Origin of the sequence: Gleimia hominis (assembly GCF_002871945.2) — a bacterium.
In the GTDB taxonomy this organism is placed as follows: domain Bacteria; phylum Actinomycetota; class Actinomycetes; order Actinomycetales; family Actinomycetaceae; genus Gleimia; species Gleimia hominis_A.
This window is the reverse complement of record NZ_CP126963.1, coordinates 397,955-416,295: the sequence shown is the minus strand read 5'-3', so window position 1 is coordinate 416,295 and position 18,341 is coordinate 397,955. Positions and strand designations below refer to the sequence as shown.

Sequence of the window (18,341 nt, the reverse complement as noted above, 5' to 3'; positions counted from 1 at the left end):
TGGGGTGAAAACATGCGACAATGGGACCATGAATGCAACCCCTATGTACGTTTCTGGTGATATTCTCTCGCAGGTAGCGAATGCGAGTTACCACTCGCCGCACTCGGTTCTGGGCGCGCACCTTCAAGATGGTGTGGTGACTATCCGCACTGTCCGACATTTGGCGGATTCCGTTGAGGTTGTGACCGCTCACGATGTGTACGAGGCGCGCCACGAGCAAGATGGAGTTTGGGTGTGCGCATTCGAATCTCCCCAGATTGTGGACTACCGGCTGCGCGTCACGTACGGCGATCAGGTGACGGACGTGGACGATCCCTACCGCTTCCTCCCCACGCTCGGGGAGATGGATACGTACCTGATTTCAGAGGGTCGCCACGAAACGCTGTGGACCGTTTTAGGTTCGCACTTACATCACTATGAGGGTGAGCTCGGTGACGTCTCGGGCGTTTCGTTTGCTGTGTGGGCACCAAATGCGAGTGCGGTGCGCGTGGTTGGGGATTTCAACTACTGGGATGGTACGGGCAGCGCGATGCGCTCCCTGGGGGCCAGTGGCGTGTGGGAACTGTTTATTCCAGACGTTGAGGTCGGGGCGCGCTACAAGTATGAGATCTGCACGCCCGGAGGCGGCTGGGTGCAAAAAGCTGATCCCATGGCGCGGGCAACGGAGATTCCACCGGCAACAGCGTCGGTGGTGACCGATCAGTTCCACGAGTGGAATGACGAGGCGTGGATGACGCAGCGGCCAAACCGCAATCCCCAGCAGTTGCCCATGTCCATTTACGAGATTCACGTGGGGTCTTGGAAGCAGGGGCTGGGTTACCGCGGTTTGGCGGACGAGCTGATTCCGTATTTGAAACGCATGGGGTTCACGCACGTGGAGCTCATGCCGGTGGCGGAGCACCCGTTTGGTGGCTCTTGGGGCTACCAGGTGACGTCGTATTATGCGCCCACCGCCCGGTTCGGTACGCCTGATGATTTCCGCTATTTTGTGGATCAGTGCCATCAGGCGGGCATCGGCGTGATCCTCGACTGGGTGCCTGCACATTTCCCGAAAGACGAGTGGGCGCTCGCACGGTTCGACGGCACCGCCCTATATGAGGACCCGGATCCGTTGCGTGCGGAGCATCCGGACTGGGGCACGTTGGTGTTCAACTACGGGCGGCGGGAAGTGCGGAACTTCTTGGTGGCGAACGCCCTGTACTGGTTAGAGGAGTTCCACGTGGACGGACTGCGGGTGGACGCGGTCGCATCCATGCTGTACTTGGATTATTCGCGCGGTGAGGGCCAGTGGCGCCCCAACCAGTACGGTGGTCGCGAGCATTTGGAGGCAATCCAGTTTTTGCAAGAAACGAACGCCACCGCTTACCGGCGCAACCCCGGTATCGTCATGATTGCAGAAGAATCCACCGCTTGGCCGGGGGTCACGGCTCCCACCACCGGGGGTGGGCTCGGTTTCGGCATGAAGTGGAACATGGGGTGGATGAACGACACGCTGCGTTACCTGCAGGAAGATCCGGTGAACCGGCGGTGGCATCACGGTGAACTCACGTTCTCCCTCGTGTACGCGTTCTCGGAGAACTTCATTTTGCCGCTGTCTCACGATGAGGTGGTGCATGGGAAAGGTTCTTTGATTGCCCGCATGCCGGGTGATAAGTGGCGTAAGCTCGCGGGTTTGCGGTCCCTGTTTGCTTACCAGTGGTCGCATCCGGGCAAGCAACTGGTTTTTATGGGCCAGGAGTTCGGGCAGGAATCCGAGTGGTCCGACGCGTTCTCGTTGGACTGGTGGTTGCTGGACGATCCGGGGCACCGGCAGATTGACCGCTTGGTGGCGCGTTTGAATGATATTTACGTGCATTCCCCCGCCCTTTGGGACGATGATTACACGGGTTACGAATGGATTGAGGCTGGGGATGCGGACCACAACGTGATTTCGTTTATCCGCAAGGGGTGTGACGCAGAGGGGCAAACCCAGATGCTGGTGTGCATCTGTAACTTTGCGGGCAACCCCCATGAGGACTACAGGGTGGGCCTACCGTTCGCTGGTCAGTGGGAGGAGATCCTCAATACGGACAGTGAGGAGTTCGGTGGTTCCGGCGTTATCAACGTGGGGCCCGTGGTTGGCGAGTCGGTTCCATGGAACGGCCGCCCCGCTTCCGCGCAGTTGCGCGTCCCACCTTTGGGAGCGATTTGGCTTCGTCCGCAAGGGCAAGGGGCGTAATACACGAAACCGGCCGGAAACAGTGATCCGGCCGGTTTTCGATTAAGCGTGCCGTGGGCAAGGTCTCGAACAAGACCAACAATACCCGGCCTCTAGAACAACTGTTGGAAATCAGAACAGCAGCGTACAGGCGAGTTCTAGAACAACAGCGCGGACAGGCGGGCGCGCGCAGATTTAACCGCAGGATCAGCGGAACCAACAACCGTGAACATTTCCACGAGCCGCTCCCGCACCTCATCGGCCGCTTCCGCGTCCATGGGTTTTAACCGTTCAAACTCAGCGAGCATAATGTCGAACGCCGCTTGCGTGTCACCACTGATCAGCGCCTGATCGGCACGCGCCTGCGGTGTGTCCGTATCAGTGTCTTCACTGAGCGCCCGCTTTTGCAGTTTCAACCGAGCAATCGCTTCTTTCGCTTCCCGATCCCGCGGCTGGTTCGCCAACACGGTGTGCCAGGCTTTGATCGCCCCGTCAATATCCCCCGCGTCCTCCAGCGCGAGCGGCTCCTCATGCAGCGGATCCACCTGCGGCTGCGCATCCTCCTCAGTGTCAACCATGCGGCCGGTGAGCCCACTGGACGCGGCAAGTTGCAGCAACTCATTCAGCACAGCCACAATCTGGTCGCGCCCTTGAGTGCCTTGGAACAGCGGCACCGTGCGTCCCCCAAACAACGCGATAACCGTTGGTACTGCCTGCGTTCCAAGCGCCTGCGCGAACTGCGGGTTCGCATCAATATCAACCTTCGCGAGCACCACGCGACCGTTTAGCTCGCGCGTAATCTGCTCCAGTGTCTGCGCCATTGTTTTTGATTCTTCTGCGTGCGCCGACCAGAGCATCAAGATTACAGGCAGCTGCACCGACAGTTGCGACAGTTCCGCCAGCTCCTGCTCAGACACGTCGCGCACAATCGGGCCGCGCAGTTCCCCATTACCTGCCCCCGCCTGAGGTCCGGCCTGAGGCGCCGCTGCCCGCGGGTCACCCATCGGCCCCGCAGCCTGCCCGGTGCCCGCCGCACCACCGGCCGCCACGCCACTAGCTGCGGTTGCCGACTTCGGATTCACCGCTCCCCCACGTTTGTGTGCCGACAGGTCCACGGCTCCTTGCGTGGCCGGGATGTAAGGGTCCTTAGCGTTTTGCTCAGTCACTTTGCTTCCGTCTTCCTTTACTTCTCTTTCCGTTCAACCTTTTGAAGCACCCGCTCCGCACCGAGCGCCGTTATTTCCCCCTCATTCTTCTTATGAGGTACTTGCAGCAGCACGCTCACCAGGTACGTCACTACAACGCGGTCATCCCCCACCTGCGGGTCATCCAACAGCTTCGCTGCCGTCCCCCCGATCGCCAGCTCAGCTTCTTCATCCGTGCGTTCATAAGTGACCGTGTATTGCAGTGACGCGGCCGTCAATGCGTCTTGCGTACTCATTTGGATCGCAGTTATCGTCTCTGGCATCGGGGCTGCATTGAACGTTACCGTCCCCGCTGACTCCACAGCTTCCTCGAGTTTCTTCTTTTCCTCAAGGTAGTACTTCGAGAAATCATCCTCAGCCAGCTTCACGCCCTTCGTTTCTTTCCCGTTGAGGCGATCCACCCACGCCTGCACCGCCTTCTCAACCGGCAGCATGAACGCATCCGACTTCGGGTCAACCAGCGCTGACCCTTCAGCTGCCGAAATTGTCTGCACAGTGCGGCCGGGGAACAGGCGCGCCCACGATTCCAACATGTAGTTAGAACGCGCATCCTTTTGCTTAAAGATCGCCATAACCGGCAGCGACTTATTGTCAGTCACGCTCGCAGCCACGATCGCTCGCGGCCAATCCTGCGCATTCGTAACCGTCGCGGTTTTAGGCGAGAATTTGAACCCCGCTGGCTTCTCCCCCGTGGCGTCTACCAGCCCGTACTGAGCAGAGCGCATCGCTAGCGCCGGATCCACCAGACGTTCCTTTAGAAGATTCGCGTCCTGTGCCTTATCCGCCTTTTCCACCACCTGCGACACGCTGCTTAGAATCGATTCAATCCGCTTCGCATCCAAGTTCGGGGCGGCCGACGCGGACTCGCTCGGCTGAGGCTTAATCTGCGGGGGTTTACCCGCACACGCCGTCACGGTGACACCGCCCAACATCAACCCTGCTAGTTTCAGCGCACTGCGCCTGCTGACCAGACCGTCCTCGTTCTTTAGTTGACGCTCAGCTGTCATCTCGAGCCCCCTCCTTCCGATGTGCGCGCGAAGACGCTTCTGGGTCACGCACTTTCCGAACCACCGGGATTGCTTGCGTGCTAAACGAGTGCCCCTCTACCACGATCTCAGTTTCTCCTCGCTGCCGGGCCTCACGAATTGCCCGCCGAGACGGGAGTTTAACCGTGCGTTCACCAACCGTTGTTTCAATCATCGTTTCTTCACGCTGCACGCGTTCTTGCTGCTGCGCCGCCTGCTCTTGCTTTGCTTGTGTGCGCCGCGCCCGGTTGTGCAGCATGAGGGCCAGCCCGAGCGCCAGAATCACCACGCCGGTTATCGCCAACGCGATCGCCCACCCCACCGACGTTTCTTGCGTCCACGTGACCGTCAGTTGAGGCGCCGGCTCCTTCCCATCTGTCGACGCCAATACCACGAGGTTGCGGGCATCGGCGGGGATCTTAACCTTCACCGCTCCCTCGCCGGATTTAAAACTCTTCCACGTATCCAGCTGCGCCACCGCGCCGTGCTGCGCCTTCTCATCTTGCGCAGCGTGTTCCTCAAGCTTCAAACGCTCCCACGAAGACAAGCCCGTGACCTGCGTATTCGCAGAATCTCCCAACCAACCAACCGCATCGGTTTCGTCCGCAACGGCAACTGAAACGGGCTTGCCGTTCGACTGCGCGGTGACGGTCGCCTCACTGGAAATAACATCCCCAAACAGTCTTGCTTTTGTAACCACATAAGGTGATTTTGGAGCATCCATGGTTGCACGCATACTGGAATCTGGACGCAACACGGTCGCGTAAAGCACACCGGCAACTGCCATGAGCGCCCCAATGAGGATAAACACGATCGGAAGCGTCATGCGCTTGAGCATATTCTTCACAAATACTCCTATTTATATACAAAGCACTACCCCTAGATTAATGCCTGTTTCTACTTGCTTCCACCGGCTCGCAAAGCAAATGTGCGCGTTCACCCCAAACAAAGGTTACAGGTGGCATATAATACGTAAGATTAACTACCCGTAGTTTCCCCCTAGCTACGGGAATTGTTTAGACTAATAACCGGTGTATATCAGCGTTTAAACGTGTGAAGGGACAAACGCGTGAGTGAAGAGCAGACTGACTTTCCCGTAGTAATGCGCGGGTACGATCGCGTACAGGTCGACGAACAACTACACACTCTGATGAGTGCGCTCACAGAAGCGCGTCAGCGCGGCGAAGTGGCCGAAGAACGCATCCGGGGCCTAGAAGAAGACCTAAAACAAGCACGCGGCCGCGTCGAAGAACAGGAACGAGCCTCATTTACCGGGATCGGCGCACGCATCGAACAACTACTGCGTTCCGCCGAAGAACAAGCTGCTGCAGTCACAACAAAAGCTCGGGCGGAAGCCGATGCGCTCGTAGAAAAAGCCCGGGTGGCCGCCAGCCGGCTCACGGAGCGTTCTGAAGCGGAAGCGTCCGCACTGCTTGCGGAAGCTCGCCGTGAAGCTGACGAACGTACCTCTCGTGCCTCCACCGAAGCGCAAACCCTTCTGACGAATGCCCAGCACCGCGCGGACGAACTCGTGGCAGGTGCTGAACGCGAGTCCCAGTCCTTACGTGCCTCCACCAACACATACGTGCATGACACGCGCGCCAGCGCCGACCGGGAAGCGGAAGTGACCCGCACTCGGGCAGAGAAAGAATACGTTGAGGCGCGGGTGAAAGCCGAACAGGAGATCGCGCAGATGCGTGCGGACGCTCAGGCTGATGCTCGTTCCACCCGGGAGGAAGCGAACGCGCAAGCCACGCAGGCACTCGAACAAGCGAAGTCCTCCGCAGCGGCCACGGTTGCGAAAGCGAAAACTGAAGCGGAAACGCTGATGCGCGACGTGCACCAGCAGGCCGACGAACTGCGGACCCGCTCGACCGCTGAACGGCAGGAAGCGGAGCAAGAGATCGCGCAGATCCGCGCGAAAGCCAGTGAAGAGAACGCGCGTGCCCAAGAGGAAGCGCACGAACAGACGCAAGGCCTCATCAAGGCGGCGCAAGAACAGGTTGCGGAAGCGGAGAAGCACCTGGCGGAAACGCTGCACCGCGCAGAACGGCTCCTCACGGACACGGACGCGGTGGTGCGCCGGCGGCAAGAAGACGCGCGCCGAAACGCCGAGGCCATCATCGCCTCCGCCGAAGCGGAAGCGGAACAACTGCGTGAGTCTGCACGGCAAGAGATCGCGAATGAACGCTCGTTGGCGCAACGCTCGGTTGCGAAACTAGAGCGGCAACGCGAATCCGTTTCCGGGTACCTGGAGGAAATGCGCACCGTGCTCGGCTCGCTCGCCTCGGATGTTAACAACAGTGCGGTAGAAGCGCAGGTGGCGCCCCCTCAAGTAAGTGCCGCTGAAGACGACCTGTTCACCACAGAAGAACAGTAGTAGCGCGGAGGCGCTAGCGGGCCCAAGAGCCCACGGACCAGCAGTGCGGGTGCCAGTGGCGGCGCGACTGCACACCGGAATCTAACCCGAAACGCCCTTCCTCGCGCCAAGCCACCACGTGCGGGCTACCCACGCGAATAGGCTGGTTACACCCCGGACACGTGTACGTCTTGCGGGCAGCGGAAAGGTGTTGCACTTGAAAGGTTTCTTGACCGCGCTGCACAGACCGCGGCATGGACGCCAACCGGTCCATATTTAAAGGCCGGTGCGGTGCGCTCCACTTGTTTCGCCGTGAACGCCGTGCCACCGTACCTCCTCATTACTAAATAAGTCAGGTTACTACGCTACCACCAAAACGGTTAGTGCGCGCTTGACCCATGAGTCTAGAACAAGCGCGCATCTGTGGTCCAAGCACAAACACGCACCCTAGGCTCTAGAACAAGCGCGCATCTATGTCGTCAACGCCGCGCATCGCATCGTAATCCAAGATCACGCAGCGGATTCCCCGGTCCTGCGCCAGCGTGCGGGCTTGCCGGGAAATCTCTTGCGCTGCGAAGACGCCGCGGATACCAGCTAACAACGGGTCGCGCGCGAGCAACTCTAAATACCGGGTGAGTTGTTCCACCCCATCCATTCCCCCGCGCCGCTTCACCTCCACCGCCACGGGATTCGACGCGTCATCGCGCACCAGCAAGTCCACCGGCCCAATCGCAGTCGGGTATTCGCGACGCACCAGCCGCCATCCCTGGCCCAGGATCTCCACCTGGTCTGCCAACAGTTCCTGCAGATGCGCTTCCACCCCGTCTTTAATTAGACCCGTGTCGAGTCCCAAGGGTTCCTCATGATCCAAATACTTCTCCCCCACCCGAATCACGAGGGAATCGTTCGTCTTCGCGGCCTGCACTATCCATACCTCTTGGAAACCCTCGTAGGCTTCGTCCTCATCGGGCTCACGCACTGTTAGCCGGCAGGGTGCATTCATCCAGTTCAGGGGTTTGTAGGAACCACCGTCGGAATGCACTAACACTGACCCATCGCCTTTAATCATTACGGTGCGTTTCGCTAGGGGCAGGTGGGCGTCTAAACGGCCGGAATAATCTACGGAACACTGGGCAATAACGATCCGCACTAAGTACCTTTCCGGTTAGAATCTAATGGTCTTGGATTTATCTAGGTTAGTCACTTAGAGATCTAACCGCGACATGGGCGGGCCAGACTCCACCCACGAGACAATCCCGTTGTACCAGTGAGTCCGAGTGGCGATGTGCATGCGCCGGCCCGCGGATTCAACAATTACCTCAACCATATTGCCATCGGAACGAGCAATCGGATTCGACACCGTCATCCCCACGCGGGGCATCCGAAACTGCGGTCCAACGTAAAACCCAACCAGGCGGAACCACTGGAACTCCCGGGAGCCAAACCGTGCCATGCCGTACACCCAGCCGGAGGAATTATCGGGCCGTACCCAGCATTCAAACGTGCCGACAATCCGCCCGATCATCCGCACCCGTACCAGCAGGAACAAGATTGCCGCCGCAGCAGCGAGCAAGAGGAGACCGATGAGCCACAGAATCCACGCCACCACGATCTCCCCCTCCTCGTTTAAGCATCCATAGTGTCGTTATCCATAACGACAGTCACGTGGTCCGAATCTAGCGAAACGAACCCTCCAGACACCTGGACTTCGTGCGACTGGTCGTCACTGCCCTTAATGGTCATGGTACCGCGTCCAAGCGCCGCGATCACGGGTTGGCGGCCCGGCAGTATCCCCAGCTGCCCGTCGACGCTGGGGACGGACACCATCGCGGCCTTGCCGTCCCACAGCACGTCGGTGCGCGAAACCACTTGGACTGACAGCATTTTCTGGTCGGCCATCGGTTACGCCTTCTGAATCTCAGCGTAGGCACGTTCGAGGTCTTCGATCCCCCCGATGTTGAAGAATGCCTGTTCCGGAATGTGGTCGTATTCGCCGTCGCAAAGCCGGCGGAACGCCTCGATCGTCTCGTCCAAGGGCACTGTGGAGCCTTCCACACCCGTGAACTTCTCTGCCATGTACGTGTTTTGCGACAAGAACTGTTCAATCCGACGGGCGCGTGCGACCGCGATCTTGTCCTCTTCAGACAGTTCGTCAACCCCCAAAATCGCGATGATGTCTTGCAGTTCCTTGTTCTTTTGCAGAATCGACTTCACGCGGTTCGCCACTTCGTAGTGGTCCTGCCCGATGTACGTGGGGTCCAGGATACGTGACGTTGAGGCGAGTGGGTCCACCGCTGGGTACAGGCCTCGCGACGCAATGTCACGGGACAGTTCCGTGGTGGCATCCAAGTGCGCGAACGTGGTCGCAGGCGCGGGGTCCGTGTAGTCATCAGCCGGCACGTAGATCGCCTGCATGGAGGTAATCGAGTGACCGCCCGCGGAGGTAATCCGTTCTTGCAGCTGTCCCATTTCGTCAGCCAAGTTCGGCTGGTAGCCCACTGCGGATGGCATGCGCCCCAATAGGGTCGACACTTCGGAACCCGCCTGGGTGAACCGGAAGATGTTGTCAATGAACAGCAGCACGTCCTGGTTGCGCACGTCGCGGAAGTACTCCGCCATCGTCAGGCCCGTAAGCGCGATCCGCAGACGCGTGCCCGGCGGTTCGTCCATCTGCCCGAACACCAGTGCGGTCTTGTCGAATACCCCGGCGTCTGCCATTTCGTGGATCAGATCGTTGCCCTCACGGGTACGTTCCCCCACCCCGGCGAATACGGATACACCACCGTGGTTTTGGGCGACGCGTTGAATCATTTCTTGGATCAGCACGGTCTTGCCCACACCCGCGCCACCGAACAGGCCGATCTTACCGCCCTGCACGTACGGGGTGAGCAAGTCGATTACCTTGATCCCAGTTTCGAACATCTGGGTTTTTGGTTCCAGTTCATCAAACGCTGGTGGGTTGCGGTGAATCGGCCACCGCTCCTTCACCTCCAACGTTTCTCCCGGTTTGAGGTTTAAGCACTCACCGGTGACGTTAAATACCTTCCCGAGCGTCACTTCCCCAACCGGCACGCTGATGGGCGCGCCCGTATCCGTAACTTTCAGCCCGCGCACCAGGCCATCCGTCGGCTTGAGGGCGATCGCGCGAACCAGGTTGTCGCCCAGGAACTGAGCCACCTCCATGGTGAGCGTCTGCTCTTCTTTAGAATCCTCCGTGGCGAGCGTAAAATCCACGGTCAGAGCGTTGTACATCTGCGGCATCTGATCGGGTGGAAACTCAATGTCAACCACCGGACCGATGACGCGAGCGATGCGCCCAACGCCAGGTGTCTTTTCGGAGTTTTCCGTCATATTTCCATTCCTTACTCAGCCGTTTGAAAGCGCGTCGGCGCCCGATACGATTTCTGTGATTTCCTGTGTGATCTCGCCCTGGCGAGCCGCGTTAGCCATCCGCGTGTAGTCCGTGATGATCTCATCCGCGTTCTCCGTGGCCGTGTGCATCGCGCGTTGGCGCGACGCCAATTCCGAAGCCGCTGCCTGCAGCAGTGCGTTGCGGATCCGGCTTTCCACATACAGCGGAAGCAGTGCGTCCAGCACCGCGCCCTCATTGGGTTCGAACTCGTACAGTGGATACAAGTCCCGCTCCTGAGGCTCCGAATCGTCTTCAGATTCGGGCGCGTCCACCACGGTTAGCGGCAGCATTTGCCGCACCTCAGGAACTTGCACAACCAGGTTCTTGAAACGCGTGAACACCAAGTAGAGTTTCGACACTCCCCGCGCGGGGTCGGGGTCGAGGAAGTAGTCCAGCACCGTGTCCGCGATGTCGCGGATCAGTTCCACTGATGGCGCGTCTGACTCACCTTCCCAGGTTTTCTCCAGTTCCCGATCGCGGAACCGAAAGTACGAGCCTGCCCGACGTCCCGAGGCGAACAGCACCGGGTCTGCTCCCTGCGCCACGAGTTTTTCTACGAGCCGTTCGGTCTCGCGCAATATATTGGCCGAATACGCCCCCGCCATACCTCGGTCCGAGGTTACGGTAAGCACCGCAACCCGGTTCGTGTCTGTGCGTTCAGAGGTGAGTGGGTGATGCAGTTCGCCGTGCAATGCGACCGCTGCGACGGCTTGGGATAGGGCTTTTTCGTAGGGGCCCGACTGGTCGGCGTAGCGGCGGGCACGCCCAATTCGGGACGCTGCGATCAGCTCCATCGCGCGGAACACCTTCTTCAGGGTTTGCGTGGAGGAGATCTTCTGCTTGTAGATCCGCTGGTTACCGCCCATGTTAGGCCTTCTTACCTCGAACGATCTGCTCCTGCGTCACTTCGGCTTGAGCGTCACCTTTTTGCTTATCGGTCACAAGACCTTTTTCGTATTTGAATCCCTTCAGATACGTTTCCACTTCGTGGCGCAGCGCTTCTTCTGTGTCTGGTTCAAGCTTCCCACTGGTCGCAATCAGTTCCAGCACGCTACCTTGCGCATGCAGGTGGTCCAGTAGGCCGCGTTCAAACTCTTTCACGGACTCCACTGGAATGTCGTCCATGTAACCGTTCGTACCCGCCCAGATGGAAGCAACTTGGTCGGGGATTTCGTACGGGGTTGCCTGGGGTTGTTTCAGTAGTTCCATGAGGCGTTCACCGCGCGTGAGTTGCCGGCGCGTGGTGGCGTCCAAGTCGGAGGCGAACATCGCGAATGCCGCTTGCGAACGGTACTGCGCCAACGTGATCTTGAGCGTCCCAGCTACCTTCTTCATGGCTTTCACCTGCGCGTCCCCACCGACGCGAGACACGGAGATGCCGACGTCCACGGCGGGTCGTTGCCCAGCGTTGAACAGGTCGGACTGGAGGAAGATCTGGCCGTCGGTAATAGAAATAACGTTCGTGGGGATGTACGCCGAGACGTCATTGGCTTTCGTCTCGATTATCGGCAGGCCCGTCATTGAGCCGCCCCCCAGTTCGTCTGACAGTTTCGCGCAGCGTTCCAGTAGGCGCGAGTGCAGGTAGAACACGTCACCGGGGTATGCTTCTCGGCCCGGTGGGCGGCGCAACAATAGGGACACCGCACGGTAGGCTTCCGCTTGTTTCGATAGGTCATCAAATACGATGAGGACGTGTTTACCCGCGTACATCCAGTGCTGTCCAATGGCGGACCCGGTGTAGGGGGCGAGGTATTTGAAGCCGGCGGGGTCGGAGGCTGGGGAGGCGATAATCGTCGTGTACTCTAACGCCCCCGCTTCTTCTAGCTGGCGGCGCACGCCCGCGATCGTGGAGCCCTTTTGGCCGATCGCAACGTAAATGCACCGTACCTGCTTGTTCGGGTCACCACTTTCCCAGTTCTTCCGCTGGTTCATAATTGCATCCAGGGCAATCTGGGTTTTACCGGTCTGCCGGTCTCCGATGATTAGCTGCCGCTGTCCGCGTCCAATCGGGATCATGGAGTCAATGGCTTTCAACCCGGTTTCGAGCGGCTCATGCACGGATTTACGCATCATCACGCCTGGGGCTTGCAGCTCCAGCGCGCGGGTGCCTTCCATGTCGGTTACTTCCCCCAGGCCGTCGATTGGGTGTCCTAGCGGGTCTACGACGCGCCCTAGATAGCCGTCTCCAACGGGTACCGACAGCACGTCTCCGGTGCGGTAAACTTCTTGGCCCTCGTCGATTCCTTTGAAGTTACCCAGGATGATTACGCCGATTTCGCGCACGTCGAGGTTCAATGCTAGACCAAGCGTGCCGTCTTCGAACCGCAGTAGCTCGTTGGCCATCGTTCCGGGCAGTCCCTCAACGTGAGCGATACCGTCCGCTGCTTGTGTAACGTGCCCGATTTCTTCAGCTGCGTTGTCGGAGGGTTCGTAGGATTCCACGAAACTGTCCAGAGCCGCTCTGATTTGGTCGGGCTGGATTGAAAGTTCAGCCATTGAGCTTGTCCTCACCGTTTCTCATTTTTGTCACTCGTACTACTATTTTCCCACCATTGCGCGTCGCGCCTGGCGGATCTCGGAGCGTACCGTCGCGTTCACCGCTTCGCTCCCCATCACTATCCGCATTCCGCCCATGAGGTCTGGATCCACCATCACGTTCAAAGTAACGGATCCGCCATGCTTGCGTTCCAGGATGGATTGCAGGCGGGTTTGCTGCTGGGCACTCAGTGGGCGCGCCACCGTCACTTCCGCCACGCGCTGTTTCTGCCTGTTCGCAGCCAGGTCGATGATGTGGTGCAGGCGGGCCGTGAGCCGTCCGTGGACGGATAGGCGTACCGCGCGGCGAACTAGTCTAGAGGTGTACTGGTTGACGTGCCCATCCAGCAGGCGGGCGGCGAAGTGGGCTCGGTCGTGAGCACTGCCAACCCCCAGGTCGGACAGCGCGTTGCGCAGTTCGCGTTCATCCACCAGCAAAGCTTGCACTTGATGCAGTTCTTTTTGCGTCTGCTCTAAAACGCCCGCGAGTACCGCTGCTTCTAGTACCGCTTGCATCCCCAACAGTTCAAACACGTCCGCCACGTCGTCAGCACTGGACCACGTGCCGCGCGCTAGGGTTTGGGCGATTTTCACGGTGGCATCTTGCACGCCGCCACGCAGCAGGTTCTGCACGAACGCTTCCTTGTCTTCGCCGCTGCGGGACGGATCTGAGATCGCCCCCCGAACCCGACGGGATTTCCGCGCCAGGTCGGATAGGCCAAACAGGTTCTCTGCTGCTGCCATTGCGTCTACGTGTTCTTGTGCGAACACGGTACGTAACGTGCGCGTGGCTGCATGTAGTGTTTGCGCACTCGATGCCCGCATGCTTTATCGCCCTTCTGTTACGCTTTCGCGTTCTAAGTCGTCGAGGAATCGATCTACGACCCGCGCAGATAGTTCCGTATTTTTGAGGTGTTCCCCCACGATCTTCTCCGCCAGCTCAGTGGCGAGGAGACCGAGGTCCGTGCGCAGTGAAATCTCCGCTGCTTGACGGTCTGCTTCAACTTGCCGCTGGCCGTTGTCAACGATCCGGGTTACTTCCGCACGGGCCTCCTCGCGAGCCTTATCTAGGATCGCTTTCGCTTCTTCGTTGGCCTTAGTGCGAATCTCGCCGGCTTCTTTGTGGGCTTTGGCAAGCGTTTCGTCGAGGCGCCGTTCAGCCAGTGCCTGCGCTTCTTCCGCTTTCTGGGTGGCAGCGAGCCCTTCTTTAATGGTGTTTTCCCGTTTATCCAGCACCGCGTAGAACTTAGGCAGCGCAAAGTAGTACAGGACGACGCCAATAATTACGAGGCAGACTACCGACCAGAGGATGTCATAGGCAGGTGGCAAGAAGATATTATGCTCACCTGCCTGCATTGGAGCATACATCATGGGGAATTAACCTACGAACAGTGGGACTAGGCCAATCAGACCCAAGGCCTCAATCAACGCCATACCGATGTACATGTTCGTGGCTAGGGTGGAGGCAACTTCTGGCTGCCGTGCGGTAGCCTCTTGGGTCTTGCCAATCATGAGGCCCAGGCCAATACCGGGGCCGAGGGTCGCTAGGCCGTACCCGATCGCTGCGAGAGTACCAGTCATTTGTACTATTCCTTTTCTATCTTGTTGTGCGCCGAAGCGCTTTGTTGGTTCCTAATGGCTTTGGACAGACATCTTGATGTACACGGTCGTGAGGATCGTGAAGATGAACGCCTGCAGACCGGCCACGAATATTTCGAACGCCACGAACATGATTGACCCCGCTAGGGTCAGTGCGCCCGCGGCTTTAACGAATCCGGTTGCTTGGAAGAATAGGTAGTGGGTGCCGAAGAAGCAGATGGCCATCATCATGTGCCCAGCCAGCATGTTGGCGAGCAGACGGATAACCAGCGTTGCGGGCCGCACAATGAATGTTGAGAACGCTTCGATTGGCGTCAAAATGATGTACAGCGGCCAGGGCACGCCGGGTGGGAACAGCTGAGATTTGAAGAACTTGCCCACACCTTGGGCTTTGATTCCCGCGCCAATGAACATGATATACGACAGTACGGCGAATACAATCGGCACGGCCACCACGGAAGACGCCGCGATGTTGAGGCCCGGGATGACGCCGGTGATATTCATGAACAGGACGCCGAGGAAGATGATTGTCAGCAGCGGCGCGTATTTGCGGCCCGTGTTTGGCCCCAGGTTGTTAACCGCGACGAAGTCCCGCACAAACAGCAGGGGCATCTCTAGCAGTTGCTGGCCTTTTGAGGGAATGATCTTCGCGCGCGCCGCACCAGTTGAGAAAATCAGCACGAGCGCGAGGGTGGCGATGATGCGGATGAGCACCATGCGGTTCATCTGGAAGATCGTGCCTTCGAAGAGAATCGGGTCTGGGAAGAAATCATCGATCCCAGGTTTGGCCGCTAATATTCCCGTAGCCAACGCGGTGAAATGGGTTGATAGCGTTGCGAGCAGTTGAATGCACCCCCAGGTTGGCGATCGAATATGTTTGGCGTCTAGGCTGCCTGAAACTCACTACAAACTATAGATGAAGTAGTGCGGCTTCAATGCCATCTGCCTCAGCGAGTTTAGCAGTTTTACCGGCAAAAAGGGTAGTTTCTCCGACCGGCGTCCGGTACTATTTTGGATCCACTACGGGGCCGCGGTTGCGCGAGAGTGTGAAGATCTGCACGGCAGTTTGAATCACGAAGGATGCTACCAGAACTCCCGCTAGGGGTTTTAGCGGTAAAATTCCGGTTGACCGAACAATCAGTATAGTGGCTAAAATCACAAGGAATTTCAGTAGGTAGTCGCCCATGATGAAGGCACCGAGCAGTTGTTTGTGCTGCGACGAATACCATAGGGTCCCGGCATTGATCCCCGCGAGCGCGACGCCAATTAGCCCCCCACATGCTGCAGCGACTGCCACCGAGGGAGAGAATAATGCCCCGATCGCGGCGCTCACGATCATTACGCCGACGGCTGCGAGCACGAGGTTGCGAATGGTTGTGCGCACGGCGTGCACTAGGCCGGGCTTACGCGTGGTCATGGTTCCTCTTTCGCCTTGGTTTGATTGTGAATCCTGAGAACACGTTAGCAGTTAGCGCCAGGAGTGCGAGTATCACCGGCGCCGTGATAGCGGCGACGAGCGGGGGGCTGAACTGGATTAGCGCGACTGTAGGAAACAAAATCACGGCGGTCCACAAGTACATGATGAACACCACCCAGCGGTGTGAATGCCCGCGGCGTAACAGCCGGTGATGCAAGTGCCCGCGGTCGGCTTTGAACGGTGATTGCCCCCTGGCCAGGCGGCGCAGGACCGCCAGGATCATGTCGAGCAGAGGAATCGCAACCACCAGGAGAGCAAGTGCAATCGGGAGGATCGCCGCGAGGATCTGCCGGTTGCCCAGCACCGCGGGGTTCAGCTGTCCCGTGACCATTACGTCCGCCGCAGCCACGATTACCCCCAGACTCATGGAACCACTGTCGCCCATGAAAATTCGGGCCGGGTGGAAGTTGTGCGGAAGGAATCCTAAACACGCGCCCAGGAGGGCAGCGATGGTGAGTTTCGCAGGAGTGATGTAACTGATTAAACCCGAGCTACCCTCAAGTAAGAGGCAGTACAGAAAAAACGCGACCGCACTTATCGCAATAATGCCCGACGCTAACCCGTCTAAACCGTCAACGAAGTTCACGGCGTTTATGAACGTGACAAAAATGAGGACGGTGAGGAGCAAGGACAGGCGGGAGGAGCCGACGCTGACGCCGAATAGGGGAATCGAAATTAGCTGCACTCCCCCGTAAGCGAGGCCGCCGGCAACTAGGATTTGTCCGGCGAGTTTCGCCGCCCAATCCAACTCCCAGATGTCATCGACGAGGCCGAGCAGTGCGATCGCGGCGGTGCCGACCATGAGTGTCCACAGCTGCCGGTCTGCGAACAGGCCGGCGAAAGCGGGGAGCCCGGCGGCGAGCGCGAGGCTCGCGATGAACCCGGTGGCGATTCCGATGCCGCCTAAACGTGGGATCGGTTCGGTGTGAACGTCACGTTCTCTAACCGGGGTGAGAATCTTAAACCGCCACGCCACCTTTCGGCACACGCCCGTAACTATCACAGTGACGAGCGCTGCCACGCAGGTGATCGCAACGTAGGGCAACATCAGGCCCAGTACCTGCGAACTTCCGTGTCATCTAGAACCCCCGAGCGCACGATTTTCGGTTCGCCGGTTACATCCACGATCGTTGAGGGCACCCCACCTGGCGTGGGCCCACCATCCACGTACAGGTCGACTTTGTCTTGAAAGTATGCGCGCGCCGCGTCCACGTCCGTGGCTGGGCTTTGTCCCGTTAAGTTCGCCGACGTCACGGCCAGCGGGCCAACCGCACGCAGAATCTGGAGCGCCACGGGGTTGTCTGGCATCCGCACCGCAATCGTGTCTTTGATGTCCCCCAGGTCGTAGTGCAAGTCTTTCGCCGTGGGAAGGATGAGGGTGAGGCCGCCGGGCCAAAACGCTTCCATGAGTTTGCGCGCCACGGAACTCACGTGGGCGCTCACTTTTTCGGCGCTTTCCACGTCGGCTACGAGCACGGGCGGGGGCATTTGCCTACCGCGACCTTTTGCCGCTAGTACCGCGTTCACCGCATCCGTCGAATAGGGGTCTGCACCGATGCCGTAAACCGTGTCCGTGGGCAGCACCAAAATCCCCTCTTCGGCCACAATCTGCCGAATTTGCTTCAACTGAGCAGCACCTAGTGCCTCACGCGTGGCATCAATATTCTCCATAAATTGCCCTCCATACACAATCTTATCGACCCGCAAAGCCGTTCAACCTGGCTTCCGAGCGGATATGAACCGCTCGCGACCCGCCAAGTCCCGGTGGATCTCAACATCCTCAAAACCGATTTCATTCGCCACTTGGGCACAAGCTTTACCTTGCGTATCGTCGTGTTCCATCACGAGGTACCCGCCGCCCCTCAAGTACTGGAAGGCAACCGTGATGATCTGCTCGGGAATCTGCATGCCACTCTCCCCACCGCCCCACAGGGCGATGCGTGGATCCCAGTCGGTTTCTGCGGGTAGGTCCCGCTGGGGAATATACGGCGGGTTCGACACGACCAGGTCAAACAAGCCCAGTGCGGGGTTGAACGCGGTGGCGTCACCACGGACCCATTCCACCTCCAGATCGAGAGCAGCACCGTTCGCGCGCGCATAATCCAAGGCGCGGGCATCGAGCTCCACCGCTTTTACCGGGATCTTGTTCTTGGCGGCAATTGCCAGTGCGATCGCCCCTGAACCAGTGCACAGGTCTAATGCGCGGCGCATCGGCAGGTGGCGCAACGCCCAGTCCGTCATGTACTCCGTTTCGGGCCGCACACAAAACACCCCGGGCCCAGCTTTTAGTTCCAAACCCAGAAAATACATGCGGCCCAACACGTGCTGCAGTGGCCGGCGGCGGGCCCGGTCGGTAACCATCTGGCGGATCTGCTCTGCCTCCACCCGAGGTGTTTCCAGGGGCCATAAGAACCGCGGGGCAGCCAGGACCTCCACAAAAATGGCGGTCGCATCCGCCTCAGCTGACTCGATCCCGCTGCCGCGCAGCTGCTGCACCGACTGGATCCACAGTGCCTGGGTGAGCTCTGCCAA

At 59.0% G+C, this 18,341-nt stretch carries 20 protein-coding genes; 2 read left to right on the top strand and 18 right to left on the bottom strand.

What is annotated here, in order from left to right:
- The first annotated feature begins 28 nt into the window (after window positions 1-28).
- Entirely contained in the window at window positions 29-2,218 is a 2,190-nt protein-coding gene (glgB, locus tag CJ187_RS01895) for a 1,4-alpha-glucan branching protein GlgB (protein WP_102215997.1), read from the top strand.
- A gap of 137 nt (window positions 2,219-2,355) precedes the next feature.
- Here the strand turns inward: glgB and CJ187_RS01890 are convergent, their stop codons facing one another.
- Genes CJ187_RS01890 through CJ187_RS01880 form a run of 3 tightly spaced genes read right to left on the bottom strand, consistent with a single transcriptional unit; the run spans window position 2,356 to window position 5,274 of the window.
- Window positions 2,356-3,363, bottom strand: coding sequence for a tetratricopeptide repeat protein (locus tag CJ187_RS01890; protein ID WP_102215998.1), 1,008 nt, complete (start codon window positions 3,361-3,363; stop codon window positions 2,356-2,358).
- A 17-nt stretch (window positions 3,364-3,380) separates the two neighbouring features.
- Window positions 3,381-4,409, bottom strand: coding sequence for a hypothetical protein (locus CJ187_RS01885; RefSeq protein ID WP_102215999.1), 1,029 nt, complete (start codon window positions 4,407-4,409; stop codon window positions 3,381-3,383).
- Complete coding sequence (locus tag CJ187_RS01880; RefSeq protein WP_146003055.1) at window positions 4,399-5,274, bottom strand: hypothetical protein; 876 nt, start codon at window positions 5,272-5,274, stop codon at window positions 4,399-4,401. Before CJ187_RS01880 ends, CJ187_RS01885 begins: the two co-directional genes overlap by 11 nt.
- 222 nt (window positions 5,275-5,496) lie before the next feature.
- Between CJ187_RS01880 and CJ187_RS01875 the strand changes: the two genes are divergently transcribed.
- On the top strand, window positions 5,497-6,807 hold the full coding sequence (locus CJ187_RS01875; protein ID WP_102216001.1) for a DivIVA domain-containing protein: 1,311 nt from the start codon (window positions 5,497-5,499) through the stop codon (window positions 6,805-6,807).
- Between the two features lie 13 nt (window positions 6,808-6,820).
- On the opposite strand, the gene CJ187_RS01870 is transcribed toward CJ187_RS01875, so the two are convergent.
- From CJ187_RS01870 to prmC, 15 genes are all read right to left on the bottom strand, one after another.
- Window positions 6,821-7,114 (bottom strand): ATP/GTP-binding protein, encoded by a 294-nt coding sequence (locus tag CJ187_RS01870; RefSeq protein ID WP_376779554.1) that lies wholly within the window; start codon window positions 7,112-7,114, stop codon window positions 6,821-6,823.
- A 126-nt stretch (window positions 7,115-7,240) separates the two neighbouring features.
- On the bottom strand, window positions 7,241-7,936 hold the full coding sequence (gene nucS, locus CJ187_RS01865; RefSeq protein ID WP_102216003.1) for an endonuclease NucS: 696 nt from the start codon (window positions 7,934-7,936) through the stop codon (window positions 7,241-7,243).
- A gap of 54 nt (window positions 7,937-7,990) precedes the next feature.
- A complete protein-coding gene (locus CJ187_RS01860; protein ID WP_233187294.1) occupies window positions 7,991-8,395 on the bottom strand; it encodes a DUF2550 family protein in 405 nt (134 codons plus the stop codon).
- Between the two features lie 17 nt (window positions 8,396-8,412).
- Window positions 8,413-8,685 (bottom strand): F0F1 ATP synthase subunit epsilon, encoded by a 273-nt coding sequence (locus tag CJ187_RS01855; protein ID WP_102216004.1) that lies wholly within the window; start codon window positions 8,683-8,685, stop codon window positions 8,413-8,415.
- 3 nt (window positions 8,686-8,688) lie between these two features.
- Window positions 8,689-10,137, bottom strand: coding sequence for a F0F1 ATP synthase subunit beta (atpD, locus tag CJ187_RS01850; RefSeq protein ID WP_102216005.1), 1,449 nt, complete (start codon window positions 10,135-10,137; stop codon window positions 8,689-8,691).
- Window positions 10,138-10,152: 15 nt separating this feature from the next.
- Window positions 10,153-11,064 (bottom strand): F0F1 ATP synthase subunit gamma, encoded by a 912-nt coding sequence (locus CJ187_RS01845; protein WP_102216006.1) that lies wholly within the window; start codon window positions 11,062-11,064, stop codon window positions 10,153-10,155.
- Window position 11,065: 1 nt separating this feature from the next.
- Entirely contained in the window at window positions 11,066-12,694 is a 1,629-nt protein-coding gene (gene atpA, locus CJ187_RS01840) for a F0F1 ATP synthase subunit alpha (RefSeq protein WP_102216007.1), read from the bottom strand.
- A 42-nt stretch (window positions 12,695-12,736) separates the two neighbouring features.
- Window positions 12,737-13,558: an ATP synthase F1 subunit delta gene (gene atpH, locus CJ187_RS01835; RefSeq protein WP_102216008.1), complete on the bottom strand. Its 822-nt coding sequence runs from the start codon at window positions 13,556-13,558 to the stop codon at window positions 12,737-12,739.
- Between the two features lie 3 nt (window positions 13,559-13,561).
- On the bottom strand, window positions 13,562-14,104 hold the full coding sequence (locus CJ187_RS01830; protein ID WP_350223583.1) for a F0F1 ATP synthase subunit B: 543 nt from the start codon (window positions 14,102-14,104) through the stop codon (window positions 13,562-13,564).
- A gap of 6 nt (window positions 14,105-14,110) precedes the next feature.
- Window positions 14,111-14,314 carry an ATP synthase F0 subunit C gene (gene atpE / locus CJ187_RS01825; protein ID WP_102216009.1) on the bottom strand — a complete coding sequence of 68 codons (204 nt, stop codon included), beginning with the start codon at window positions 14,312-14,314 and terminating at the stop codon, window positions 14,111-14,113.
- A gap of 51 nt (window positions 14,315-14,365) precedes the next feature.
- Complete coding sequence (atpB, locus tag CJ187_RS01820) at window positions 14,366-15,142, bottom strand: F0F1 ATP synthase subunit A (protein ID WP_233187295.1); 777 nt, start codon at window positions 15,140-15,142, stop codon at window positions 14,366-14,368.
- Window positions 15,143-15,338: 196 nt separating this feature from the next.
- Window positions 15,339-15,749 carry a hypothetical protein gene (locus tag CJ187_RS01815; protein WP_102216011.1) on the bottom strand — a complete coding sequence of 137 codons (411 nt, stop codon included), beginning with the start codon at window positions 15,747-15,749 and terminating at the stop codon, window positions 15,339-15,341.
- Window positions 15,736-16,857, bottom strand: a complete 1,122-nt coding sequence (locus tag CJ187_RS01810; RefSeq protein ID WP_102216012.1) for an MraY family glycosyltransferase — start codon at window positions 16,855-16,857, stop codon at window positions 15,736-15,738. The genes CJ187_RS01815 and CJ187_RS01810 overlap by 14 nt, the downstream gene beginning before the upstream one ends.
- The gene (locus CJ187_RS01805; RefSeq protein WP_102216013.1) at window positions 16,857-17,480 is read right to left on the bottom strand and encodes an L-threonylcarbamoyladenylate synthase; all 624 of its coding nucleotides are present in this window, start codon (window positions 17,478-17,480) and stop codon (window positions 16,857-16,859) included. Before CJ187_RS01805 ends, CJ187_RS01810 begins: the two co-directional genes overlap by 1 nt.
- Window positions 17,481-17,522: 42 nt before the next feature.
- On the bottom strand, window positions 17,523-18,341 hold the full coding sequence (prmC, locus tag CJ187_RS01800) for a peptide chain release factor N(5)-glutamine methyltransferase (protein ID WP_102216014.1): 819 nt from the start codon (window positions 18,339-18,341) through the stop codon (window positions 17,523-17,525).